Source organism: Krasilnikoviella flava, from assembly GCF_900167525.1.
GTDB classification, from domain to species: Bacteria; Actinomycetota; Actinomycetes; order Actinomycetales; family Cellulomonadaceae; genus Isoptericola; species Isoptericola flavus.
This window is the reverse complement of sequence record NZ_FUZQ01000006.1, coordinates 225,295-248,174: the sequence shown is the minus strand read 5'-3', so window position 1 is coordinate 248,174 and position 22,880 is coordinate 225,295. Positions and strand designations below refer to the sequence as shown.

The window sequence follows — 22,880 nt, the reverse complement described above, 5'->3', positions numbered from 1 at the left end:
GGGTTGCGGCGGTTCACGGACGCCGACGTGGAGGCGCACAACGCAGGCGAGGACGAGCAGACGGTCCGGTGGCTCACGGAGGGGACGGCGTCGACGCCCGAAAGCACCGCGCGATGGATCGAGCGGGGACGGCGGGTGCACGCCGGCCTGGAGCCCGGGGAGCTCGCCAACGCCGTGGAGCTCGACGGTCGCCTGGCGGCGGCCGGCGGGCGAGGTGACGTGCGCCGACGGCCGCCGGCTGTCCCTCTTCCGGCTCTCGCTCGACACCCTCGACGGGTGACGGCGGTCAGGCCTGCAGCGCCTGCTCGACGTCCTCGACGATGTCCCGCGGGTCCTCGAGCCCGATCGACAGGCGCACCGTGGTCTCGGCGATGCCCACCTTGGCGCGGCCCTCGGGGCCGAGCTTGCGGTGGGTCGTCGTGGCGGGGTGCGTGATGATCGACTTCGCGTCGCCGAGGTTGTTGGAGATGTCCACGATCTGCAGGGCGTCGAGGAACGCGAACGTCCGCTTCTTGGCCGCCTCCGGCTCCGTCCCCTCCGGGACCGCCAGGTCGAAGGTCACGACCGTGCCGCCGCCGGACTGCTGCGACCTCGCCAGCTCGTGCTGCGGGTGCGAGGGCAGGTACGGGTAGCGCACGGCCGCGATCTCGGGGAAGCCCTCGAGGGCGGTCGCGATCTCCAGGGCCGCGGCGTTCTGGGCGCGCACCCGCAGGTCGAGCGTCTCCAGACCCTTGGCGAGCACCCACGCGTTGAACGGGCTGAGCGACGGCCCGGTGTTGCGGATGAACGTCTGCACGGGGCCCTCGAGGAACTCCTTCGGGCCCAGGATGGCGCCGCCGAGCACGCGGCCCTGGCCGTCGATGTGCTTGGTCGCGGAGTACACCACGATGTCGGCGCCCAGCGTCAGCGGCTGCTGCAGGATCGGCGTGGCGAAGACGTTGTCCACCACGACCTGCGCGCCGGCGGCGTGCGCCAGCTCGGCGACGCGCCGCACGTCCACGAGGTCCTGCATCGGGTTGGACGGCGACTCGAAGAAGACGACGTCGGTCGGCGTCGCGAGCGCCTCCTCCCACTGGGAGAGCACGTGCCCGTCCACGTAGTCGACCCGCACGCCCCACTTGGCGAAGATCTCCTCGTAGATGACGTTGGTGGAGCCGAAGAGGGCCCGCGCGCTGACGATGCGCGAGCCGCTGGAGACCAGCGCGGCGAGCGTCGTGAAGACGGCCGACATGCCGGACGCCGTCGCGTAGCAGGCCTCGGCGCCCTCGAGCAGCCGCAGCCGCTCCTCGAACGTGTGCACGGTCGGGTTGCCGTAGCGGGAGTAGACGAACCGCGACAGGTCGCCGCTGAACGACGCCTCGGCGTCGGCGGCGGTGTCGTAGACGTAGCCCTGCGTGAGGAACAGCGCCTCGGACGTCTCCTGGTACTCCGAGCGGCGGTGCCCGCCGCGGACGGCGAGCGTGGCCGGGCGTGCGGTGGCGGGCAGAGGCCCGCGGCCGGACCCGCCGTACGTGACCTCGTCCGCGGCCGGGCCGGTGGGGATGTCCTGCTGCGGGCGCGCGGCGTTCATGCGCGGGTCTCCGTCGCGGTGCTCCCGGCGGCCGCGGCGTCGTCGTAGGCGCCCCACGGCAGGCCGCGCACCTTCCAGCCCTCCCGGTCGCGGATGCCGTCGAAGCCGGGGCCGCCCTCGAAGCCCTCGAGCACGTTGTACGCCGGGCCCAGGCCGGACGACGTCGCGAGGCGGGCCGCGCCGATGGAGCGCTGGCCGGAGCGGCACAGGAAGACGATCGGGCGCTCGGCGGTCACGCCGGCGGCGGCGAGCTCCGCGAGGAAACCGGCGTTCGGGCGCCCGCCCGCCTGCACCCACTCCACGAAGAGCGGCGGCCTGCCGGCCGTCGTGGTGTCCGGGACGCCGATCGCGCGCCACTCGCCCTCGGTGCGCACGTCCACCAGGACGGCGTCGCTGTCGGTGGCGAGCAGGTCCCACGCCTGCTGCGGGGTGAGGTCGCCGGCGTAGCCCTCGGCGGGGCGGGGATCGATCTGGGTGCTCATGGCAGTCCTCCCATCGGTCGTGGCGGTAGCACCCTCGTCCGGACCGCCCGTCGCCATAGGCGACGACCGGCCCGCGGGTTGCTGCGGCGTCGACGTGCCACGTCACTCGGCCGCTCGGGATGGTCGTGGCGATCGTACGCCCGCCGTCCGCCTGCTGGTCACCCCGTCTCGCGACGTGAACGGTGCGCGCCACGAAGCGGGCGTTCGGCGCGCCGGGTAAAGCCTCGGTCAAGCTTCCGGCATGAGAATGACGGTCAGCTGCCGTAGCGGATCTCGACGCGACGGTTCTCCGCGCGCGCATGGGCCACGGCCTCGCCGTCGCCCGTCTCGGGCTCCTTGAGCTGCGTCTCGCCGTACCCGTGCACGTCGAGCTTCAGGTCGCCGCGGGCGTCGCCGACGGCACCGGCCACGGCCTTCGCCCGTCGTTCGGACAGGTCCTGGTTGAACGCGTCGGTGTCGACCGTGTCGGTGTGGCCGTCGATCGTCACGGCGGCGCCCTCCGGCGCGTCCTCGACGAGGGAGGCGATCTTGGCCTTGGCGGCCTTCGACAGCGAGGCGTCGCTCGAGTCGAAGAGGATGTCGGACGAGAGGGTCACGACGGTCTCGCCGCCGTCCGTCGTGGTGTCGTCGACCGGGTCGACCGAGCCCTCGACCACGTACCGCGTGACGGAGCCGTCGGCGACATAGGCCGTCACGGAGGCCACGCGCTGCTCCTGGGCGGGCTCGCCGAGGTCGAGGGAGTCGATGGTCGGCCAGTCGTAGGAGTCCGCGGACGTGGCGGACGTGGCGGAAGCTGCGGAGCCGAGGGTGGCCGTGGTGAGCGCGAGGGTCAGGACCGTCGCGAGCGGCGCCGTCCGGCGCGCGAGAGGTGGGCGTCGCACGTCAGTCCTCGAAGGTCAGGGGGACGTCCTCGAACACCGGCCACGAGTCGGTCAGCTTGACGTCGACCGTCGTGACGTCGTCCTCCGGCGCGGCGAAGAACGACTGGTAGCCCACGGACTGGCCGGGCAGTGCCTTGGCGTACACCGGGTCGGTCCGGTACCACCGGCCGCCCCCGTCCGCCTCGAGCACCTGGTACTCCTTGAGGTTCTCCCGGTCGATCAGCGCGACGCTCATCTGCTCGCCGAACGTGTCGTAGACGGACGCGGCCCTGCCGCCGTCGTCGTACTCGGGGGTCACGACGAGGCGCAGCTCCATGGTCCCGCCCGACACCACGATCGACTCGACCCCGATGCGGACCTCGTCCTTCTCCGTCCCCGGCACCGTGAACGTCGCGTCCGCGACCACGTCCTCCGGGTCCGGGAAGTCGACTCCCGCGGTGCCCTCTGAGGCGTCGGTGCCGCCGTCGTCGGCGGCCGCGGTGGCGTCGTCAGTGGCGGCGTCGTCGGACTTCGGCGCGGCGTCGGCGGTCGAGCCGGCGTCGTCGAACTCGGCATCGGTGCCGCCCGGCGAGCAGGCTCCGAGGGCGAGCAGGCCGACGACGGCGATCGGTGCCAGTCGGCGGGGCAGGTGTCGCATGATCTCTCCTGACCGGAAGGGGTCGAGCTGCTGGTGTCTGACAGGGGTGAGTCGTGCGGGACGGCGAAAGAGTTGCACGGCGGCCCAAACCTTTTTCGACGTGCTCTGCCGCGCGGGCACCCGGTGTCGGCGCGGTGTGTCAGCCCGGTGTGTCAGCCCTGGTCGATCACGTCGAGGCGGTGCACGGCCGTGAGGGCCGTCCCGTCGGGGGCTCGTGCCTCGAGCACCACCTCGGCGCGTCCGGGGGTGCTCGCGGTGAGCTCGACCGAGCCGTCGTCGGCCGTGTAGGCCCCGGTGGGCAGGGTCCACACCCAGTGGTCGGCGCCGGTGACCTGGGCCGTGAGCGTGACGGGCTCCCCGACGACGGCGGACGCGGGCCCGGAGATCGCGACGCCGGCCGCGCCGGCGCTCGCACGCGGCCGGTCGTCGAGCCAGGCGGCGGCGCCCAGCCCGGCGCCGAGGCCGACCCCGGCACCCAGCACGACGGCGACGACGGCCGCCGTCGCCGTGCGCCGCCGTCGTCCGGCCCGCGGGGCCGCCGGGCCGGCGGGCGTGCCGGGCGCCTCGTCCGCGGGGCCGAGCGCGGCCTCCACGTCCGCGAGCCACGCGGCGACGTCGGGGTGCCGCCTCGCCGGAGCCTCCGCGAGGCTGCGGCGCAGCGCCCGCGGCAGCGCCCGCGGCAGGTCGGCGCCGTCGGAGAGCCAGGCGAGCAGCGCGGACATCGCCCACAGGTCCGCGCGGGTGTCGACCGTGCCCGGGCCGTCCTGCTCGGGCGGCCGGAAGCCGCTGGTGCCGCCAGCGACGGTGAGCCCCGAGCTGAGGGCCAGGTCCTTGCACATGCCGAGGTCGGCGACGACGAGCCGCTCGTCGGGGCGCACGACGGCCGACGGCGCGTCATCGGGCAGGGTGCCGCCGGGCAGGGGGTCGGCGGCGGGCGCGTCCGGGCCGGTGCGCAGCAGCACGTTGCCGGGGCTGAGGTCGCGGTGCACCAGGCGGGCGGCGTGCACCGCCTCGACCGCCGCGGCGAGCCCGCGGGCCACGGCGAGCACGTCCGCCCGCTCGGCGGTCCAGCCGGCCGCCCGCAGCTCGCGCACCCGCTCGGCGAGCGTGCCGCGGTCGGCGTGCTCGAGCACGAGGTACGGCTGCTGGCGGTCGCTCTCGCCGATGTCGTAGACGGTGACGACGTGCGGGCTCGCGACCCGGCGCAGCGCCCGCCCCTCGGCGATGAAGCGCTCGCGGATCTCCGGGTTGAGGCTGTGGTTCTCCGCGAGGACCTTCACGACCACGGTGTCGTCGAGCCGCTCGTCGACGGCGCGGTGCACGGTGGCGAACGACCCGACGCCGATGACGTCCCCGACCCGGTACCGTCCCATCAGCTCCCGGCCGGCCATCAGAGCGCGCCCCCGAGCGCGGCGGCGACCAGCGCCCGGCCGCGCGACACCTGGGACTTCACGGTCCCCAGGCTGCGGCCCAGCCGGTCGGCGACCTCGGCGTACGGCAGGCCCTCGATGTCTCGGAGCGTCACGGGCTCACGGTAGAGGTCCGGGAGGGCCGCGAGGGCGTCGCGCACCGTGGCCCGCGTGGCGATGAGCGAGCTCATGCGCGCGCCGGGCGCGACGTCGTCGTCGGGCAGGGGTGCCGTGGCCCGCTGCCGGCGCAGGTGGTCGACCACCCGGTGGCGCACGATCCCGTGCACCCAGGTGGTGACCTTCGAGGCGCCGGCGAACGACCCCAGCGAGCCCGCGACGGAGATCAGCACGTCCTGGCAGACGTCGTCCACCGCCGACTCGTCGAGGAGCGCCCCGCGCACGAACCGGCGCACCACGCCCGACTCGTCCAGCAGCTCGACCAGCAGCTCGGTGCCGAGCACGGAGCCCGCGGCGGCGTGCCTGCCGAGCACGTCGAGCACGTCGTCCGGCCCGGCGGTGGCCACTGCCTCGGCCACGGCGCGGCGGCACGCGTGCGGGTCTCCGGACCGCAGCGCGGCGTCGAGCTCCGCGCCGAGCGGGCCGTCGGCCCCACCACCGATCCTGGACATCGCCGAGCCCTCAGCCGAGGGGGAGGCGGTACGTGACGAACTCGCGCTCGCGCTCGAACCCCTCGGCCTCGTAGAGCGACTGCGCCCGGGTGTTGTCCCACGCGATGCTGAGCTGGAGGTGGATCGCGCCGACGTCGAGAGTCGTCGCGCGGCGGACGGAGATCATGCGCGGACTCTCTCGGGCGCGGGCCCGCGGGGCCACCCCGTGCCCGCATCGTGAGAAGGCCGTCCCAGCGCTTGACGACGCGCGCCGGTCACCGCACGATGGGCGGCAGGTCAAGAGCGCCAGCGTCAAGCCCCGGCTCGCTGGCCGGCAACCCTCCTCTCGCGGCGGGGTGCCCCGGGTGACGACCTGGCCCCGCGCCGTCCGGCGTGCGGGCAAGCGCGGGGAGCCACCTCCCCGGCACGACCGAGGAGGACCACGCATGACCACGCTCACCACCGCGCCCGCCCCGGCGCCCGTCGCCGCCCCGGTGCACGACGTCGCACCCGTGCTGCCCGTCGTCGGGGCCGACACGCTCGTGCCCCTCGTCGACGGCCGCCAGGTGCCGTACGCCAACCTCGACGTCGCGGCGTCGGCCCCCGCCCTGGAGGCGGTCGCCGACCGCGTCACGCGCGTGCTGCCGCTGTACGCCAGCGTGCACCGCGGCGCCGGCTACCTGTCGCAGGTCTCGACCGCCCTGTACGAGACGGCACGCCGCACCATCGGCGCGTTCGTCGGCGCCCGGGACGACGACCTGACGATCGTCACGCGCAACACCACGGACTCGCTCAACCTGCTCGCGGGCTGCGTGCCCGCCGACCCGGTGACGGGCGAGCCGGGGCGGGTGCTCGTGCTCGACATCGAGCACCACGCCAACCTTCTGCCCTGGCAGCGGTCCACGGACGCCACGGTCGTGACCGGCGGCCCCTCGGTCGCCGCGACGCTCGCGGAGATCACGGAGGAGCTCGCCGCGGGGGTCGCCACCGGCCGGCCCTACGCGCTCCTCGCGCTCACCGGCGCGTCGAACGTCACGGGCGAGGCTCTGCCGGTGGCCGACGTCGTCGCCGCGGCGCACGGCGCGGGCGCGCGCGTGGTCCTCGACGGCGCACAGCTCGTGCCGCACCGCCGGTTCTCCCTCGCGGAGACCGGGGTCGACTACGTCGCGTTCTCCGGGCACAAGACGTACGCGCCGTTCGGCGCCGGCGCCCTGGTCGGGCGGCGCGACTGGCTCGACGGCGGCACCCCGTACCTGGCCGGCGGCGGTGCGGTGCGCCGGGTGCGCACGGCGGGCACCGACTGGCACGAGGGGCCGGCGCGGCACGAGGCCGGGTCGCCCAACGTGATCGGCGCGGTGGCGCTCGCCGCCGCGTGCGACGAGCTCGCCGCCCTCGACCCGCGGGTCGCCGGCGAGCACGAGGACGCGCTGCGGCGCCGGCTCGTGGACGGCCTCGGCGCGCTGGACCGGGTGGAGGTCGTGCACGTCTGGGACGACGCCGTCGACCCGGTCGGCGTCGTGACGTTCACCGTCTCCGGCTACGACCCGGGGCTGGTCGCCGCGTACCTGTCGGCCGAGCACGGCATCGGCGTGCGCGACGGGCGGTTCTGCGCGCACCCGCTGCTGGGGCGGCTCGGGTTCGACGCCGGCGCGGTGCGCGCCTCGGTGGGCCTCGGTACCGCGGGGGAGGAGGTCGAGCGCCTCGTGGGCGCCGTCCGGTCGCTCGTCATCGAGGGGCCGCAGGCGCGGTACGACGTGGTCGACGGCCTGTGGGTCGTCGTCGACGACCCGCGCCCCGTGCCCGAGGGCTCGGGCCTCGAAGGGCTGCTCGCCACCGCCGCGCTGGGCGCTGACGAGGCGTTCGGCTGCCTGCCCGACGACGTCTGACCGCGCCCGGCGTCGAGGCCCGGACATGACGACGGGGCGCCACCGTGCGGTGGCGCCCCGTCGTCGTCAGCGGGTCACTTCTTGAATGCGTCCTTGGCGTCGTCGCCCGCCTGCTTGAGGTTGGCGCTGGACTGCTGGGCCTTGCCCTCGGCCTCTTTCGCCTCGTCGTCGGTGAGCTTGCCCTTTGCCTCCTTGACCTTGCCCTCGGCCTCTTCTGCGAGGTGCTTGGCCTTGTCTCCGAGTCCCATGGGGCTCCTTCCGTCGTCGATCGACCTCAAGAAACGACATTAGGCGTGGGAGCGCGGACTCGCACCCGCCCGTCCCGGGCCGTCGTCCGGGGCCGGCCGTCGGGGCAGGTCAGGGCGTCGGCCTGCCGAACTCCTCGATCAGCACCGGGTACTGCTCGGACCCGTGCCCCGCGGCGATCGCCCTGTCCGCCAGTGCCTTGAACAGCCTCGGCAGCTCGGTGCTCACGCCGAGTGCCGCACTCTCGTGCAGCAGGTGCGACATCGCCCGCGCGTCGGTCTCCAGGGCCGAGACCTCCGCGGGGAACGAGCCGCGGTCGACCTGCTCCGCGTACCCCGGCAGCCAGCCGGCCACGCCCACCGCGATCTGCTGGGCGAAGGGCGCGTACGACGCGGCGTCCACACCGGCCGCGCGGAGCATGGCGGTGCCGTGCAGCCAGGCGTTGAGCACGCTCCACATCATCGTGAGGCCGGCCGCGTCGTAGAGCGACGCGAGCCCGGGGTCGTCGCCGAGGTACGTGACGGTGCCGAGCGCGGCGAGGGTCGGCTCGTGCGCCTCGAAGTCGGTCCTCGGGCCGCTGTGCAGGATGACGGCCTCGGCCGTCCCGATCGCCGGGGGGACGGCCATGATCGCGCCGTCGAGGTAGCGCGCGCCGCGCTGCTCGGCCCATCGGGCGGTCTCCCGGGCCTGCGCCGAGCCGGCGGACGTGAGGTTGACCAGTGTGGTGCCCGCCAGGACGACGCCGTCCTGACCGAGCAGCCCGCGCACGGCCTCGTCGTCGGTGAGGCAGAGGATCGTCAGGTCGGCGGAGCGGAGCGCGGCGCCCGCCGAGGGAGCCAGGCGCGCGCCGTCCGCCACGAGCGCGGCGGCCTTGGCGGGGGTGCGGTTCCAGACGGTGACGTGGTGCCCGGCCCGCAGGAGGGCCTGGGCGAGGGCGCGGCCCATGAGGCCGAGGCCGACGACGGAGACGGCCGTGGGGGACGAGTGGTGGATTCCGGTGGTCATGGCAGCATCGTCGACGTTCATACCGGTGTGAAGGTCAAGGGGGACAGGATGCGGATCGGGGAGCTGAGCCGACGCACGGGCGTCCGGGCCCACCAGCTGCGCTACTACGAGTCCCAGGGTCTCCTGGAGGCGGCGCGGAGCGCGAACGGCTACCGCGTGTTCGACGAGGGCGCCGTGCTGCGCGTGCGGCAGATCCGGCACCTGCTCGACGCGGGGCTGTCGTCCGAGGACATCGCCTTCGTGCTCCCCTGTGCGGTCGGGGAGGCGCCGGAGCTGCTCGGATGCCCCGAGCTCGTGACGGCGATGCGCGCACGGCTGCAGCGGGTGGAGGACCAGATGTCCAGGCTCGCCCGGTCTCGCTCCGCGCTGGCCGGGTACATCGCCGCGGCGGAGCAGACCGGCGGCGAGGGCTGCGCGTCGCTGGGCAGCACCGCACCGGAGCCGGTCCACGCCTGAGGCGCGCCGGCGGCCGCCCGGGCGGGCAGGGAAGGGGCCGTCGTCACGCCGGCCTGCGGGTCACCACACGGGCGGGTGCCGGTCCGCCCAGTGCAGCCGGTCCTCGAGCTGTGCGGCGAGCGCGAGCAGCGTCGCTTCCCCGCCGGGCCGGCCGATCAGCTGGATGCCCATGGGGAGGCCGTCGTCGGTCGGGCGCGTCGGCACGGTGATCGCGGGCAGGCCGGCCACGTTGAGCATCGACGTCCACGGCGTGTACTGGCACTGCTGCTCGAAGTTGCGCTCCGGGTCCTCGGGGTCGAACCAGCCGAGCGGCCGCGGCGTCATCGCCAGCGCCGGGGTCACGACGGCGTCGAACCGCGACACCTGCGCCACGAGCCGGCGCTCGAACCCGGTGAGCGCACGCAGGGCCTCCGCGAGCTCGCGCGCGGGCACCTGCCGGCCGCGGGCGATCAGCCAGCGGGTGAGGGGCTCGAGCCGGTCGAGGCGCCCGGGGTCGTCGAGGGGCACCGCCGACGCGCCGGCCATCCACAGGGTGCGGAACGCCGGTCCGTAGGCCGGGTCCGGCTGGAGGGCGAGTTCCTCGACCTCGTGCCCGAGGCCGGCGAGCTCGCGGACCCCGGCGTCCAGCGCCGCGCGCGCGGCGTCCGACGTCGTGATCGCGTAGAAGTCGTCCCACGCCGAGTCGGTCGTCGCGGCCACCCGGAACCGGCCTCGAACGTCCTCCCCGCCGCTGCCCGCGACCTCGCCGCGGCGCGCCGCCGCCAGGTAGTCCCCGGCGCGGGCCGACGGCGCGCGCAGCGTCAGGGGGTGCGCCACCCGGCCGTCGGGCGTCCACGTGAGCATGCCCTCGAGCAGCAGCGCCGTGTCCTCGGTCGTGCGCGCGAGCGGGCCGTTCACCACCAGCCCGCCCAGGGACTCCTGCCCCGATCCCGCCGGGACGAGGCCCCGGCTGGGCTTGAGCCCCACCACGCCGCAGGCGGCCGCGGGGATGCGCACCGACCCGCCGCCGTCCGACCCGGGCGCGCACGGCAGCAGCCCGGCCGCGACGGCCACGGCCGCGCCGCCGCTCGACCCGCCGGCGCCCAGCCCCAGGTCCCAGGGGTTGCGTGCCACGGGCCCGGCGAGCGGCTCCGTGTACGCGGGGAAGCCGAGCTCGGGCGCCGTCGTGCGGCCGAGGCTCACGACCCCAGCCGCGTCGAGCACCTCGACGATCTCGTCGCTCACGGGCGGCACGACGGCGTCGTCCCCGGCGAAGGCACGCGAGCCGAGGCCGGCCGGCACGCCGGCCCGCATCCACAGGTCCTTGTCGCCGCCGGGCAGCCCCCACAGGGGCGCCCGGCCCTGCACGCCGTCGCGCTCGAGGCGCGCCGCCCGCTCCCGCGCGGCCCCCGGCGTGACCGAGACGAACGCACCCAGCTCCGGGTTGGCGCGCTCGATGCGCGCCAGGAAGTGGTCGGCCACCTCGGTGGGGGTGAGCTCGCCCGACCGCAGGAGGTCGCGCAGGCGGGCGGCGGTCAGCTCGTGCAGGGCGTCCATGCTCCGCACGCTACCCACCCTGCCCGGCGTCCGAGGCCGGCCGGTGACGCCGAGCCGGGCGCGAGGCCGCCGGCGGACGCACAACCCTCGGTGCCCGAAGGTCGTGTCCCGGGCGATCGGCCACCCCCGACGGGGATCGCGGGGTGTGGTTGACTGTGTGAGGTTTCGAGAACGCACAGAGTCACACACGCGGAGGTCGCCATGGTCGCTGCCGCCCGGCACGACGCCATCCTGCGGGAGCTCGAGCTGCGGGGCTCGCTCCGGATCGCCGCGCTGTCCCCGCGGCTGCACGTGTCCGAGATGACCCTGCGGCGCGACCTGGCCGAGCTGGAGTCCCGCGGCCTGCTCGTGCGCGTGCACGGCGGGGCGGTCTCGAGCGCCGTGGCTCGGCAGCAGGAGCGGGCGACCGACCGCGCCGGACGTCGGCAGGAGCGCCCGGTCGCCACGATCGGCATGATCGCGCCCTCGGCGAGCTACTACTACCCGCAGGTGATCCGGGGGGCGAGCGACGCGGCCCGGGAGCTCAACTGCCGGCTCGTCCTCGGCACGACGAACTACTCCGAGCGCGAGGAGCTGCGCCAGGCCGAGCGCATGATCGCCGGCGGGGTCGACGCACTGATGATCACGCCGCGGGGCAGCCTCGTGGAGGGCTCGGGCCTGCACACGCTGCTGACCGGGGCGACGATCCCGGTCGTGGTCGTCGAGCGTGCCATCGACGAGCGTGGCGCGGGACGGCTCGAGTGGGTGCGCAGCGACCACGCCTACGGCGCCGAGCTCGCGGTCCGCCACCTCGCCGAGCTGGGGCACCGTCGCATCGCTCTCGCCGCGCGCGAGACGCCGACCACCGATCCCCTCGGCGAGGGGTACGAGAGCACGATGGCGCGCCTGGGCCTGCAGGAGCACGCGCTCCAGCGGGTGCTGCCCGCGCCGGGGGTCGGCGAGGACGTGACGATCGAGGAGATCGAGCGGTTCCTCGACGTCTGCGTGGAGCGGGAGGTGACCGCGGCGCTGGTGCTGGGCGACGTGGACTCGATGGCGTTCGCGGACCTCGCGGCGGAGCGCGGGATCCGGATCCCGGAGGACTTCGCGCTCGTCGCCTACGACGACGAGTTCTCCGCCCTCGCGGCCGTGCCGCTCACCGCGGTGGCCCCGCCGAAGCACGACCTCGGGTACGCCGCGCTGCGCCTGTGCGTCGACCACCTCCGCCAGGCGGAGCGGGCCAGCCGTGCGGTCGTGCGGATGATGCTGCTGCCGACCCTCGTCGAGCGGGAGTCCACTCGTATCGCCTCATAGATGTGCGGTAATGTTCGAATGTCTCCTTCTGCTTGTGATGCGGAGCCCTGCTCGGGTTCAGTGGCGACTGCACGCTTCACATTCAAAGGAGAATCCCATGAGCCTGCGTCGCGCTCCGCTCACCGCGGCAGCCTTCCTGGCCGCCGGCGCCCTGCTTGCCGGCTGCACCTCCGGCTCCGCGGCCACGCCCGTGGCCTCGAAGCCCACCGGTGAGATCACGTTCTGGTCGTCGCTGAGCGGCATGGCCGACGTCGCCGCCGCGTTCAACGCGAGCCAGGACGACGTCAAGGTCGACTTCGAGGAGATCCCGAACGGCGCCAACGGCGGCTACACCAAGCTCTCCGCGGCGATCGACTCCGGGACCGGTCCCGACGTGGTCGGCGTCGAGTACTACCGGCTCCCCGGCTTCGCCGCCTCCGGCCAGGTCGTCCCCGTCGACGACCTCGTCCCCGCGGCGACGCTGGACGAGTACTCCGACCAGGTGCGCGGTCTCGTCACCTTCGGCGACGAGACCTACGGCATGCCCTACGACGCGCCGCCGCTGGTCATGTGGTATCGCCAGGACGTCCTCGACGCCGCGGGCGTCGAGGTCCCGACGACGTGGGACGAGTTCGAGGCCGCGGCGCGTGCCGTGCGCAAGGCGGACCCCGACGCCTACCTCACGAGCTTCTTCACGAACGAGCCCCCGCTCGCGCCGCTGGCGTGGCAGGCGGGCGCGAGCTGGTTCGGCGTGGACGGCGACCACTGGAAGGTCTCGATCGACGACGAGGCCAGCACGAAGGTCGCCGACTACTGGCAGAAGCTCGTCGACGAGGACCTCGTCAAGGAGCAGGTCGGGTTCAGCGACGAGTGGAACGCGGACCTCAACAACGGCGTCGTGAACGGCTGGGTGGGCGGCTCGTGGAGCGCGTCGGGCCTGATGACCCGCACCGAGGCCGCGGGGCAGAAGGGCAAGTGGATCGCGGCGGTGCCGCCGTCGTGGGACGGCGAGCCGTCCGGCGCCCTCAGCGGCGGCACGAGCTTCGCCGTCACGAAGAACTCCGAGAACCCTGCCGCGGCCGCGAAGTTCCTCGAGTTCCTCACCACCGACCCGGCCGCCGTCGAGGCGCGCGGCGACGTCGGCACGGCCTACCTCGCCTACCCCGGCCTGAACGACGTCGCCGAGAAGGTGGCGCCCACCGGCTACTACGGGAACGACATCTACCAGGTCTTCGACGAGGCGTCCGCGCAGGTCGCGCCCGGCTGGGCATGGGGGCCGGACTACGACATCACCAACACGGCGCTGGTCGACGCGGTGACCACCGCGCCGACGCTCGGAGCCGCGCTCGAGAAGACGCAGGGCGCGACCGTCGGCGGTCTCGAGCAGCTCGGGCTCGACGTCACCGAGTAGGCCGACCGGTGCCGGCGCGGCGCGGCCGCGCCGGCACCACTCATCGAAAGGCACCACCATGACCGTGCGCGTCGACGACTCGCCGCAGCGCCTGCGGCGCCGGCCGATCCGGGGCACCGGGGGCCGCACCGCCGCACTCTTCCTGACCCCGTTCTTCCTGGTCTTCCTCGTGGCCATGATCGCGCCCGTGATCTACGCGATCGGCCTGAGCCTGTTCGCCGAGCGGCGCAGCGGGCTCGGGTTCGGCGGCGCCGAGAAGGTCTTCGTCGGGCTCGGCAACTACGCCGACGTCCTCGCGAGCGAGACGTTCGTCGCCGGCTTCGGGCGGCTCGCGCTCTACTGCGTGCTCTACGTCCCGACGCTGCTGTGCGTCGCCCTCGCCCTCGCGCTCCTGCTCGACGCGGCCGTGGCGAAGGCCCGGCGGCTGTTCCAGGTCCTGCTGTTCCTGCCGCACGCCGTCCCGGGCGTCATCGCGGCCCTGATCTGGGCCTACCTCTACACGCCCGGCGTGAGCCCCATCGTCTCCGCGCTCGCGTCCGGGGGGATCCAGGTCGACTTCCTCTCAGTGCACCTGGTGCTGCCGTCGATGGTGAACGTCGCCGTGTGGGAGTGGGCGGGCTACAACGTCATCATCCTGTTCACGGCCCTGCAGGCCGTGCCGCGCGAGGTGCTCGAGGCCGCCCGCGTCGACGGGGCCGGGGAGATCCGCGCCGCCCTCGCGATCAAGGCGCCCCTCATCGGTCCCGCGCTCGGGGTCGCGCTGCTGTTCACGATCATCGGGTCCCTCCAGCTCTTCACCGAGCCCAAGATCCTCTCGACCGCGACGACCGCGGTCACGAGCACCTGGGTCCCGAACATGTGGGCCTACGACGCGGCGTTCAACCGCAACAACCTTCCCCAGGCGGCGGCCGCGTCGATCGTCCTCGCGCTCCTCGCGGGCGCGCTGTCCTGGGTGGTCAGCCACCTCACCTCGAAGGGAGGCACGCGATGAGCGCGACCGTCGCGGCGTCGCCGCGCACCACCGACGGCGCCGCCGTCGTCCGACCGCCGACGCCCGCCGGCCGCCACCGCACCCGCCGACCGCGACGCCGGCTCGGGGCGACGCTCGGCACGAACGGGATCCTGGTCGTGGGCGCGGCGTACATGGTGCTGCCGCTGCTGTGGCTCGTCTTCGCCACCACCAAGGACGCCTCGACGCTCTACGGCGCGAGCGTCTTCACCCCCGGCGGGTCGTTCGTCGCGAACCTCCAGCGGCTCCTGGCAGAGGACGGCGGGATCTTCCTCCGCTGGCTCGGCAACAGCATCCTGTACGCGGGCGCGGGCGCCCTGGTGGCCGCCTTCATCTCCCTCCTGGCGGGGTACGCCTTCGACAAGCTCGCGTTCCGCGGCAAGAGCGCCCTGTACAGCACGGTGCTGGTCGGGGTGCTCATCCCGAACACCGCCACCGTGATCCCGCTCTACCTGCTCGCCGCGTCGGTCGGCCTGACGAACACGATGTGGGCGGTGCTGATCCCCGCGTTCTGCAACCCGTTCAGCGTGTACCTGGCCCGCGTGTTCAGCTCCGGCTACCTGCCGGACGCGGTGCTCGAGGCCGCGCGGGTCGACGGCGCGGGGCCCGTGCGCAGCTTCCTGAGCGTCGGGCTGCCGATGCTCGTGCCCGGGTTCGTGACGATCGCGCTGTTCCAGTTCGTCGCGATCTGGAACAACTTCATGCTGCCGCTGATCATGCTGCAGGACCGCAGCCTCTTCCCGACGAGCGTGGGCATCTTCCTCTGGCAGAGCCAGGTGCAGCAGAACCCGGAGTACTCGCCGCTCGTGATCGCCGGGTCGTTCCTGTCGATCGTGCCCCTGGTGGTCGCCTTCGTGCTGCTGCAGCGCTTCTGGCGGGCCGGCCTGGCGGCGGGGAGCGTCAAGTGAGCGCGCGGGTCACGGTCGCCTTCGCGATGGCCCCCGAGGCGCGCGAGCGGGTCTTCCCCCCGGCGCGGACCGCGCAGTTCGAGGAGGTCGCCGACGTCCGCGGGTTCCTCACCGAGCTCGAGTCCCCCGAGGCGCTCCGCGTGCTGGCCGACGTGGACGTGCTCGTCACGGGCTGGGGCGCCCCGTTCGTCGACGCGGCCGTGCTCGACGCCGCGCCGCGGCTGCGGGCGGTGCTGCACGCCGCCGGCACCGTGAAGCCGTACGTCGCGGACGAGGTGCTCCGCCGGGGCGTCCGGGTCAGCTCCGCGGCGGAGGCGAACGCGGTGCCGGTCGCCGAGTACACGGTCGCGATGATCGTCCTCGCGAACAAGAAGGTGCTGCCGATCGCGGCCCGCTACCAGGAGTCGCGGCGGGAGTTCGACGTCGAGCAGGCCTTTCCGGGCCTGGGGAACTTCGGCCAGCGGGTCGGCATCGTGGGCGCGTCGAAGATCGGGCGCAAGGTCGTCGAGCTGCTGCGGCCGTACGAGCTCGAGGTCGTCGCCTACGACCCCTACCTGACGGAGGCGGACGCGGCCGGGCTCGGGGTCGAGCGGCTCGGGCTCGACGAGCTCCTGTCCACGTCGGACGTCGTCTCGGTGCACGCCCCGTCCCTGCCCTCGACGCGGCACCTGCTCGACGCGCGCGGCATCGGCCTGATGCGCGCCGGGTCGACACTCGTGAACACGGCGCGCGGCGAGATCGTGGACCAGGACGCGCTGACGGCACGGGTCGTGGCCGGGGACCTGTTCGCGATCCTCGACGTCACCACCCCGTGGGTGCTCGACGACGACCACCCCCTGTACGCCCACGACCACGCGCTGCTGACCCCGCACATCGCCGGGTCGCTCGGCGTCGAGCTCGGGCGGCTCGCGGCCGTCGTCCTCGAGGAGCTGCAGCGCCTCGTGCACGGGCGCCCGCTCGGGTACGAGATCCAGGCCGACCAGATGGCGATCACGGCCTGACCCTCGGGCCTGACGCCCGAGGAGTCCCGCACCATCCGCTGACGAACGAAGGAGTTCAGATGACCACGCACCCCACGCCCTCCCGACGGGTGGTCCTGCAGGCCGGCGGGGTCGGCGTCCTGGCCGCGGTCGCCACGGCCGTCGCGGGGAGCCCCGCCGGCGCGTTCGGACTCTCCGCGGCACGCCCCGCCGGGCCGACGGTCGTCGACCTCGGCCCCGCCGTGGAGCAGTTCGCGCTGATGAGCGCCGAGCTCGTCGGCGACACGGTGTACATCGGCACGCGCAACGTCGAGCCGGCGCGGGTGGTCGCGTTCCACCTGCCGACGCGCACCGTGACGGCGACGACGACGGTGGCGACCGGGTACGCGATCCAGGCGATGGCCGGGGACCCGACGGGCCGGTACCTGTACTTCGGGATGCTCAAGAAGTCGGACGGTCCCGAGGCCAACCTCTACCGCTGGGACCTGACGACGCCGGACGGCCCCGCCGAGGAGCTCGGCCGGATCGGCGACCGCGACGTGCGGGCCGTGGCGGTGGCTCCCGACGGCACCGTGTTCGCCGTCGGCGGCGGGAGCCCCACCCCGCCGGAGCTGTGGCAGTACGACCCCGCGACGCGCGAGGTGACCTCCCTCGGCGTCCCCGACGCGGCCTCCACGCTCGCGCGGGCGGTCGCCGCGACCGACGCGACGGTCTACGTCGGCGCCGGCACCACCTTCGGCGGGGGCGGGGGCACGAGCCGCGCGTCGCTCGTGGCGTACGACCGGGCGTCCGGGGCCTTCAGCCAGGTCGTGCCCGACGAGCTGACCGTCGACCCGAGCATCCGCGACCTGGCCGTCGTGGGCGACCGGCTCGTCGCCTCGACCGCCGCGTCGACCGCCAGCTCGAAGGTCGCGCTGATCGACCTGTCGGACCCGGCGTCGGCCACGGTCACGACCTCGATCGGGAAGACGGCGAAGAACTTCGCGGCCGACGGCGACACGCTCTACTTCGCCAACGAGACCGGCATCCTCGTCCGCAGGGCGGACGGCACGATCGCGCAGCTCGACCTCGGCACCCTGGAGCTCGGGGAGATCTGGGGCGTGGACCTGCGGGACGGCAGGCTCCACGTCACGTCGGCCTTCGGCTTCGTGGCGGAGATCGACCTCGCGACCCGGGAGTGGACGACGACCGACCTCGCGGAGGCCGGCGCGCCGGTCTCCGCGCAGACGTGCATGGGGATCGCCGCCGGCGCGGGTTACGTGTACGTCGGCGGCAACGGCGTGATCGCCCGGCACTCCGTCGCGACCGGCGAGGTCGTGAACTTCCGCGTGCCGGGGGAGGCGAAGGACGCCGACGTCGTCGACGGCGTGCTGTACACCGGCCAGTACAACTCCCAGGGGATCTGGTCCTACGACCCTCGCGGCGGCGACGGCCCGGCGCAGGTCGCCGCCTTCTCGTCGGAGCAGAACCGCCCCCTCGACACGGCGTGGGACGACGTCAACCGGCTCCTGCTGGTCGGCGTGCAGTCGGACACCGAGGGCGGCGGGTCGCTCTGGACCTACCGCCCGGGCACCGGCGGGTCGTCGATCGCGACCGACCCGATCGACGACATCCAGCTCGTGCGCGCGGTCGCGACCGCGGACGGCGTCGCCTACCTCGGCGGCGACAACGCCCAGAAGACCGGCCCTCGCGGCACCGTCGTCGCGTGGGACCCGGTCGCAGGCACCGAGCTCTGGCGGATCGAGACGGGGCAGCCGAAGGGTATCGCCGCCCTCGCCGTCCAGGGGCGTCATCTGTACGCGCTCACCATCGGCGGCACGCTCGTCGTCGTCGACCGGGTCCGGCGGCGGGTCGTCCACACGGCGAGCCACAAGGCGCTCGTGCCGGGCTTCGCGGCGATGGTCACGAACCGCGGCGTCGTCTACGCGGTCTCCGACACCACGCTGTTCCGGTTCGACCCCCGCTCGTTCGCGGCCGCGGTCGTGATCGCGGAGACCGCCGGCGGCTGGTACAGCGGGTCCCACCTCAACGTCGACGAGGACGGGCGGATCTATACCCTGCGCGGCCGGAACCTGGTGCGCGTGGACGACCACCCGAGTCGCTGACGGCAAACGGGGCCGCCGCCCTGGCCGTGCCGCCCGCATCCTGGCACGCGGACGGGCGCAGGTGCACGGTCGGCGAGGATGAGCGCGTGAACCACGATCTCGTCCTCGCCGGCCACGGCGTGCGCCTGGAGCCGCTCGGCCCGCAGCACGCCGCCGCCCTGTTCCCGCTCGTCGACGCCGACCTGTGGTTCGGCATGACCTCGCCCGTCCCGGCCGGCGTCGCGGACCTCGAGGCGTGGATCGCCGCAGGCGTCGCCACCGCAGGCACGATGGCGTTCGCCGTCGTGGGCGACGACGGCGCAGGCGGTCGTGGGACGGTACGGGGGTCCACCCGCTTCTACGACCTCGCCCTCGGACCGGGCCGCGTGGAGATCGGCACGACGTTCTACGGCCGCGACTGGTGGGGCGGCGCCACGAACCCGGCGTGCAAGCTCCTGCTGCTGCGGCATGCGTTCGAGGAGTGGGGGCTGCGCCGGGTGGCGCTGCGCGCCGACTCCCGCAACGCCCGGTCGTGCGCGGCCATCCAGCGGCTCGGGGCCAAGCCGGAGGGCGTGCTGCGCAAGCACCGCGTCGCCGCCGACGGCACCGTGGGGGACACCGCCTACTTCTCGATCGTCGACGACGAGTGGCCGGACGTGCGCGACAGGCTCGAGCGGCGGCTCGCGGCGGGCTGACCCGTTCGACGGGTCCCGGCAGCCGGGCGGTGAGACCCTGGCGGGAGGACGACAGGTAGGGTCGACGGCCGGCCCGGGCCAGGCGCGACGTCGTCGGCTCGTCGCCAGACCTGTCCCCGAGCCCTGGAGAGCCTGTGACCACCGAGGACGCCCCCGCCGTCGACCCGGCACCCGAACGCGAGCAGCACGAGGGCCGGACCTTCTTCGGCCATCCGCGCGGCCTCGCCACGCTGTTCAGCCTCGAGGTGTGGGAGCGGTTCTCGTTCCTCGGGATGCAGGCCATCCTGGTCCTGTACTTCACCGCGTCGGTCGCCGACGACGGCCTCGCGATGGAGCCCGGCAACGCGGCGTCGATCGCCGCCGGCTACGGCACGATGGTCTACCTCGTGTCGGTGGGCGGCGGGTGGATCGCGGACCGGGTCCTCGGCTCCTACCGGAGCGTGCTGTGGGGCGGCATCCTCATCGCCGCGGGCCACTACACGATGGCGATCCCGGCGGAGTTCTCCACGTGGGTGGGCCTGGTGCTCATCAGCCTCGGCACCGGGCTGCTCAAGCCCAACGTGTCGACGCTCGTCGGCAAGCTCTACTCGACCGACGACGAGCGGCGCGACGCCGGGTTCGCCCTCTACTACATGGGCATCAACGTGGGCGCCTTCTTCGGCCCGCTGGTCACCGGGTGGCTGGGCGCCGAGGTCGGCTGGCACTGGGGCTTCTCCGCCGCGGCGATCGGCATGACGGCGGGGCTGATCCAGTACGTCGCGGGCCGGCGTCGCATCCCCGGGTACGGGCGGGGTGCGGAGGCGCCGCTGCCCCCGGACGCCGCGCGCCGCACGCGCTGGATCCTCGGGGGCTCGGCCGCCGCCGTGGTCGTCGTCCTCGTCGTGCTCGGCCTCCTGGGCCGTCTCAGCATCGCGGGCGTGGTGGACGCCCTCACCGTGATCGCGATGGTCGCGCCGATCGTCTACTTCACCGTGATGTTCCGCAGCCCGCGCGTGACGGGGGAGGAGCGCGGCCGGCTGCGCCCGTTCCTCGTGCTGTGGGTCGCGTCGGTCGCGTTCAACTTCGTGCTGTTCCAGGCGTACTCGGTGCTCATCCTGCTGGCCGAGGACCACGTGGACCGCACCATCTTCGGCTGGGACGTCCCGTCGTCCTGGTTCAGCTCCTACCTCGGCGCGGCTGAGGTGCTGGTCGCCCCGCTCGTCGCCGCCCTGTGGACCTGGCTGGGGCCGCGGCAGCCGCACGCCTCGAAGAAGGTCGCGTTCGGCGCGCTGCTCGGCGGCCTGTCCTACCTGATCCTCGTCCCGGCCGTCAGCGGGCAGTCCGGCGACTGGCGGATCGCCGTCTGGTGGATGCTCGTCTCGCTGCTCCTGCTGGGCCTCGGCGACGTGCTGCTGCAGACCACCGGCCTGTCCGCCACCACCAAGCTCGCCCCGGCCGCCTTCTCCAGCCAGTCGATGGCGGTCTGGTTCCTGTCCATCGCGCTGGCCAACGGCATCCAGGCGCAGACGGTCCGCTTCTACGGAGAGGTCCCCGAGAGCGTGTACTTCGCGGTCAACGGCGCCGTGCCCGTGGTCGTCGCCGTCGTCGTGCTCGCCCTGTCGCCGTGGATGAAGCGCACCATGCACCCCGTGCACTAGCGACCGCCGAGCCGCCGCCCACCCGTCGTCGAGCGCCCCGGAGGACACCATGCGCCACGTGACCGACCTGCCCTACGAGACCACCGTCGAGGACCACTGGATCCCGCTGGCCGACGGCACCCGGCTCGCCGCCAGGGTCTGGCGGCCCGTCGACCCGGCTCCCGTCCCGGCGATCCTCGAGTACCTGCCCTACCGGCTGTCCGACTGGACGGCACCGCGCGACGCGCAGCGGCATCCCTACTACGCCGGGCACGGGTACGCGTCCGTCCGGGTCGACATCCGGGGCAGCGGCAACTCCGACGGGTACCAGGACGACGAGTACTCGCCCACCGAGCTCGCCGACGGCGTGACCGTCGTCGAGTGGCTGGCGGCGCAGGACTGGTGCGACGGCGCGGTCGGCATGTTCGGCATCTCGTGGGGCGGCTTCAACTCCCTGCAGATCGCCGCGCTCGCGCCGGAGCCGCTCAAGGCGATCGTCACGGTCTGCTCCACCGACGACCGGTACGACAACGACGTGCACTTCACCGGCGGCTCCGTGCTCGCCGTCGACATGCACGCCTGGGCGGCCACCATGCTCGCGTTCTGCTCGCGACCGCCCGACCCGGCGCACGTCGGCGAGGGCTGGCGCGAGCAGTGGCTCGACCGGCTGGAGCACACCGAGCCCTTCGTGCACACCTGGCTCGACCACCAGACGCGCGACGACTACTGGCGGCACGGCAGCGTCATCGAGGACTACTCGGCGATCTCCGCGGCCGTGCTCGCCGTGGGGGGCTGGAACGACCCCTACCGCGACACCGTGCTGCGGCTGGCCGCCGCCGGCGACGAGGGCACGCTCCGCGCCCCGGTGCGCGGGCTCCTCGGGCCCTGGTCGCACCAGTACCCCGACCGCGGCCTGCCGCCCGGCCCGGCCATCGGCTTCCTGCAGGAGACGCTGCGCTGGTGGGACCACTGGCTCAAGGGCACCGACCGCGGCGTCCTGGACGACCCGCCGCTGCGCGCGTGGATCAGCGAGTCCGTGCCGCCGGCCACCGTCTACGACGAGCTCCCCGGCCGGTGGGTCGGCGAGCCGTCGTGGCCGTCGCCGCACGTGTTCGCCCGCGACCTGCCGCTCGTCGCGGACCGTTCGGACGACCAGCCCGAGGACGCGCTGCGGACGACGGCGCCGACGGTCGAGGCGCTCGCGGGCGGGCACCCCGTGCCGACGTCGTGGCTCGTGGACTCGCCGTCGCACACCGGGGTCGACGCCGGCCGGTTCTTCCCGTTCGGCAACGACGCCGACCTGCCGCCCGACCAGCGGGAGGAGGACGGGCGGTCGCTCTGCTTCGACTCCGCGCCGCTGACCGCGCCCCTGGAGATCCTCGGCCGGGCACGCGTGCGGCTGCGGCTCACGTGCTCGGCCGCGAAGGGGCAGGTCGTGGCGCGGCTGTGCGACGTCGGCCCTGACGGGTCGTCGACGCTCGTCACGCGCGGCGTGCTCAACCTGTCGGCCCGGCACGGCCGCGACCGGGCGGTGGCGTGGACGCCGGGCGCCACCGAGGAGGTGTCGTTCGAGCTCACCGGCACGGGGTACGCGCTCGCGCCGGGCCACCGGCTGCGGCTCGCGGTGTCGTCCGCGTACTGGCCGTGGGTGTGGCCGCAGCCGGGCGACGCCGTGCTGGCCGTCGCGGTCGGGGACGGCGCCGTCGAGCTGCCGGTGCACGACCGTGCGTCGTCGCACCCGCCGGTCGTGTTCGAGGAGCCGGAGCAGGCGCCGCCGCTGGGCGTCGTCTTCGGGGAAGGCGCCGAGCCGCGCCCGGAACGTCGGGTGGTGCGCGACGTCGCGGAGGGGCGCTGGCTCCTCGAGGTCGACCCTCGTTACGGCGGCACCCGCACCTACCCCGACGGCCTCGAGTTCACCGAGGACGCGCTCGAGCGGTACTGGATCGGTCGCGACGCGACGAGCGCCCGCACGCGCTCGGACTGGACGGTGCGCCTGCGCCGTGCGCCGGGCGACCCGCTGCCGGAGGGGATGACCGGCGGGTGGGACGCGAGCATCCGCACCCGCTCGGAGATCAGCTGTGACGCGGACAGCTTCTTCACCGAGAACGAGGTGGTGGCGCGCGACGGCGACGAGGTCGTCTTCGAGCGCCGATGGACGCGCACGATCCCCCGCACCGCGGGCTGACGTC

General features: G+C 74.2%; 21 protein-coding genes and 1 riboswitch. Of the genes, 11 read left to right on the top strand and 10 right to left on the bottom strand.

The genetic code is table 11. The features are described 5' to 3' along the window. Positions 1-286: 286 nt before the first annotated feature. The 7 genes from B5Y66_RS17255 to B5Y66_RS22600 all read right to left on the bottom strand — a co-directional run bounded on the left by B5Y66_RS17255 (position 287) and on the right by B5Y66_RS22600 (position 5,774). Positions 287-1,570 (bottom strand): O-succinylhomoserine sulfhydrylase, encoded by a 1,284-nt coding sequence (locus B5Y66_RS17255; RefSeq protein ID WP_079575800.1) that lies wholly within the window; start codon positions 1,568-1,570, stop codon positions 287-289. Beyond that, on the bottom strand, positions 1,567-2,052 hold the full coding sequence (locus B5Y66_RS17250) for a rhodanese-like domain-containing protein (RefSeq protein ID WP_079575798.1): 486 nt from the start codon (positions 2,050-2,052) through the stop codon (positions 1,567-1,569). Before B5Y66_RS17250 ends, B5Y66_RS17255 begins: the two co-directional genes overlap by 4 nt. A 254-nt stretch (positions 2,053-2,306) precedes the next feature. After that, positions 2,307-2,933 (bottom strand): OmpA family protein, encoded by a 627-nt coding sequence (locus tag B5Y66_RS17245; protein ID WP_079575796.1) that lies wholly within the window; start codon positions 2,931-2,933, stop codon positions 2,307-2,309. A 1-nt stretch (position 2,934) separates the two neighbouring features. Continuing rightward, entirely contained in the window at positions 2,935-3,570 is a 636-nt protein-coding gene (locus B5Y66_RS17240) for a hypothetical protein (RefSeq protein ID WP_079575795.1), read from the bottom strand. 152 nt (positions 3,571-3,722) lie between these two features. Beyond that, positions 3,723-4,961, bottom strand: coding sequence for a serine/threonine-protein kinase (locus B5Y66_RS17235; RefSeq protein ID WP_079575794.1), 1,239 nt, complete (start codon positions 4,959-4,961; stop codon positions 3,723-3,725). Then, a complete protein-coding gene (locus tag B5Y66_RS17230; RefSeq protein WP_079575793.1) occupies positions 4,961-5,608 on the bottom strand; it encodes an RNA polymerase sigma factor in 648 nt (215 codons plus the stop codon). The genes B5Y66_RS17235 and B5Y66_RS17230 overlap by 1 nt, the downstream gene beginning before the upstream one ends. Positions 5,609-5,618: 10 nt before the next feature. Then, positions 5,619-5,774, bottom strand: coding sequence for an N-acetyltransferase (locus B5Y66_RS22600; protein ID WP_176168916.1), 156 nt, complete (start codon positions 5,772-5,774; stop codon positions 5,619-5,621). A 108-nt stretch (positions 5,775-5,882) separates the two neighbouring features. Then, positions 5,883-5,999: riboswitch (SAM riboswitch) on the top strand. Positions 6,000-6,033: 34 nt separating this feature from the next. On the opposite strand from B5Y66_RS22600, the gene B5Y66_RS17225 reads away from it, so the two are divergent. Next, the gene (locus B5Y66_RS17225; protein WP_079575792.1) at positions 6,034-7,473 is read left to right on the top strand and encodes an aminotransferase class V-fold PLP-dependent enzyme; all 1,440 of its coding nucleotides are present in this window, start codon (positions 6,034-6,036) and stop codon (positions 7,471-7,473) included. Between the two features lie 74 nt (positions 7,474-7,547). Here B5Y66_RS17225 and B5Y66_RS17220 read toward each other — a convergent pair whose 3' ends face one another. Next, positions 7,548-7,721, bottom strand: coding sequence for a CsbD family protein (locus B5Y66_RS17220; protein ID WP_079575790.1), 174 nt, complete (start codon positions 7,719-7,721; stop codon positions 7,548-7,550). Positions 7,722-7,830: 109 nt separating this feature from the next. Beyond that, positions 7,831-8,724, bottom strand: coding sequence for an NAD(P)-dependent oxidoreductase (locus tag B5Y66_RS17215; protein WP_079575788.1), 894 nt, complete (start codon positions 8,722-8,724; stop codon positions 7,831-7,833). Between the two features lie 48 nt (positions 8,725-8,772). Between B5Y66_RS17215 and B5Y66_RS17210 the strand changes: the two genes are divergently transcribed. Continuing rightward, positions 8,773-9,180 (top strand): MerR family transcriptional regulator, encoded by a 408-nt coding sequence (locus B5Y66_RS17210; protein ID WP_079575786.1) that lies wholly within the window; start codon positions 8,773-8,775, stop codon positions 9,178-9,180. A gap of 60 nt (positions 9,181-9,240) precedes the next feature. Here B5Y66_RS17210 and B5Y66_RS17205 read toward each other — a convergent pair whose 3' ends face one another. Next, the gene (locus B5Y66_RS17205) at positions 9,241-10,716 is read right to left on the bottom strand and encodes an amidase (RefSeq protein ID WP_079575785.1); all 1,476 of its coding nucleotides are present in this window, start codon (positions 10,714-10,716) and stop codon (positions 9,241-9,243) included. 201 nt (positions 10,717-10,917) lie between these two features. Here B5Y66_RS17205 and B5Y66_RS17200 point away from each other — a divergent pair, with 201 nt between their 5' ends. The 9 genes from B5Y66_RS17200 to B5Y66_RS17160 all read left to right on the top strand — a co-directional run bounded on the left by B5Y66_RS17200 (position 10,918) and on the right by B5Y66_RS17160 (position 22,876). Beyond that, complete coding sequence (locus B5Y66_RS17200; protein WP_079575784.1) at positions 10,918-12,009, top strand: LacI family DNA-binding transcriptional regulator; 1,092 nt, start codon at positions 10,918-10,920, stop codon at positions 12,007-12,009. Between the two features lie 97 nt (positions 12,010-12,106). Continuing rightward, complete coding sequence (locus B5Y66_RS17195; protein ID WP_079575782.1) at positions 12,107-13,399, top strand: ABC transporter substrate-binding protein; 1,293 nt, start codon at positions 12,107-12,109, stop codon at positions 13,397-13,399. A 58-nt stretch (positions 13,400-13,457) separates the two neighbouring features. Continuing rightward, the gene (locus tag B5Y66_RS17190) at positions 13,458-14,390 is read left to right on the top strand and encodes a carbohydrate ABC transporter permease (protein WP_079575781.1); all 933 of its coding nucleotides are present in this window, start codon (positions 13,458-13,460) and stop codon (positions 14,388-14,390) included. After that, positions 14,387-15,316: a carbohydrate ABC transporter permease gene (locus tag B5Y66_RS17185; RefSeq protein ID WP_079575779.1), complete on the top strand. Its 930-nt coding sequence runs from the start codon at positions 14,387-14,389 to the stop codon at positions 15,314-15,316. Before B5Y66_RS17190 ends, B5Y66_RS17185 begins: the two co-directional genes overlap by 4 nt. Next, positions 15,313-16,317, top strand: a complete 1,005-nt coding sequence (locus B5Y66_RS17180; protein ID WP_245807190.1) for a hydroxyacid dehydrogenase — start codon at positions 15,313-15,315, stop codon at positions 16,315-16,317. Before B5Y66_RS17185 ends, B5Y66_RS17180 begins: the two co-directional genes overlap by 4 nt. A gap of 59 nt (positions 16,318-16,376) precedes the next feature. After that, positions 16,377-18,401, top strand: coding sequence for an outer membrane protein assembly factor BamB family protein (locus B5Y66_RS17175; RefSeq protein ID WP_079575777.1), 2,025 nt, complete (start codon positions 16,377-16,379; stop codon positions 18,399-18,401). A gap of 86 nt (positions 18,402-18,487) precedes the next feature. Further along, a complete protein-coding gene (locus B5Y66_RS17170) occupies positions 18,488-19,075 on the top strand; it encodes a GNAT family N-acetyltransferase (protein ID WP_079575775.1) in 588 nt (195 codons plus the stop codon). Between the two features lie 134 nt (positions 19,076-19,209). Continuing rightward, on the top strand, positions 19,210-20,712 hold the full coding sequence (locus B5Y66_RS17165; protein ID WP_079575772.1) for a peptide MFS transporter: 1,503 nt from the start codon (positions 19,210-19,212) through the stop codon (positions 20,710-20,712). Between the two features lie 49 nt (positions 20,713-20,761). After that, the gene (locus tag B5Y66_RS17160) at positions 20,762-22,876 is read left to right on the top strand and encodes a CocE/NonD family hydrolase (RefSeq protein WP_079575771.1); all 2,115 of its coding nucleotides are present in this window, start codon (positions 20,762-20,764) and stop codon (positions 22,874-22,876) included. Positions 22,877-22,880 lie beyond the last annotated feature (4 nt).

Coding starts and splice junctions, on each gene's coding strand:
- B5Y66_RS17160 (WP_079575771.1), top strand. CDS start 20,762: ATGCGCCACGTGACCGACCTGCCCTACGAGACCACCGTCGAGGACCAC.
- B5Y66_RS17210 (WP_079575786.1), top strand. CDS start 8,773: ATGCGGATCGGGGAGCTGAGCCGACGCACGGGCGTCCGGGCCCACCAG.
- B5Y66_RS17185 (WP_079575779.1), top strand. CDS start 14,387: ATGAGCGCGACCGTCGCGGCGTCGCCGCGCACCACCGACGGCGCCGCC.
- B5Y66_RS17230 (WP_079575793.1), bottom strand. CDS start 5,608: ATGTCCAGGATCGGTGGTGGGGCCGACGGCCCGCTCGGCGCGGAGCTC.
- B5Y66_RS17255 (WP_079575800.1), bottom strand. CDS start 1,570: ATGAACGCCGCGCGCCCGCAGCAGGACATCCCCACCGGCCCGGCCGCG.
- B5Y66_RS17220 (WP_079575790.1), bottom strand. CDS start 7,721: ATGGGACTCGGAGACAAGGCCAAGCACCTCGCAGAAGAGGCCGAGGGC.
- B5Y66_RS22600 (WP_176168916.1), bottom strand. CDS start 5,774: ATGATCTCCGTCCGCCGCGCGACGACTCTCGACGTCGGCGCGATCCAC.
- B5Y66_RS17200 (WP_079575784.1), top strand. CDS start 10,918: ATGGTCGCTGCCGCCCGGCACGACGCCATCCTGCGGGAGCTCGAGCTG.
- B5Y66_RS17215 (WP_079575788.1), bottom strand. CDS start 8,724: ATGACCACCGGAATCCACCACTCGTCCCCCACGGCCGTCTCCGTCGTC.
- B5Y66_RS17240 (WP_079575795.1), bottom strand. CDS start 3,570: ATGCGACACCTGCCCCGCCGACTGGCACCGATCGCCGTCGTCGGCCTG.
- B5Y66_RS17225 (WP_079575792.1), top strand. CDS start 6,034: ATGACCACGCTCACCACCGCGCCCGCCCCGGCGCCCGTCGCCGCCCCG.
- B5Y66_RS17250 (WP_079575798.1), bottom strand. CDS start 2,052: ATGAGCACCCAGATCGATCCCCGCCCCGCCGAGGGCTACGCCGGCGAC.
- B5Y66_RS17205 (WP_079575785.1), bottom strand. CDS start 10,716: ATGGACGCCCTGCACGAGCTGACCGCCGCCCGCCTGCGCGACCTCCTG.
- B5Y66_RS17175 (WP_079575777.1), top strand. CDS start 16,377: ATGACCACGCACCCCACGCCCTCCCGACGGGTGGTCCTGCAGGCCGGC.
- B5Y66_RS17195 (WP_079575782.1), top strand. CDS start 12,107: ATGAGCCTGCGTCGCGCTCCGCTCACCGCGGCAGCCTTCCTGGCCGCC.
- B5Y66_RS17235 (WP_079575794.1), bottom strand. CDS start 4,961: ATGGCCGGCCGGGAGCTGATGGGACGGTACCGGGTCGGGGACGTCATC.
- B5Y66_RS17190 (WP_079575781.1), top strand. CDS start 13,458: ATGACCGTGCGCGTCGACGACTCGCCGCAGCGCCTGCGGCGCCGGCCG.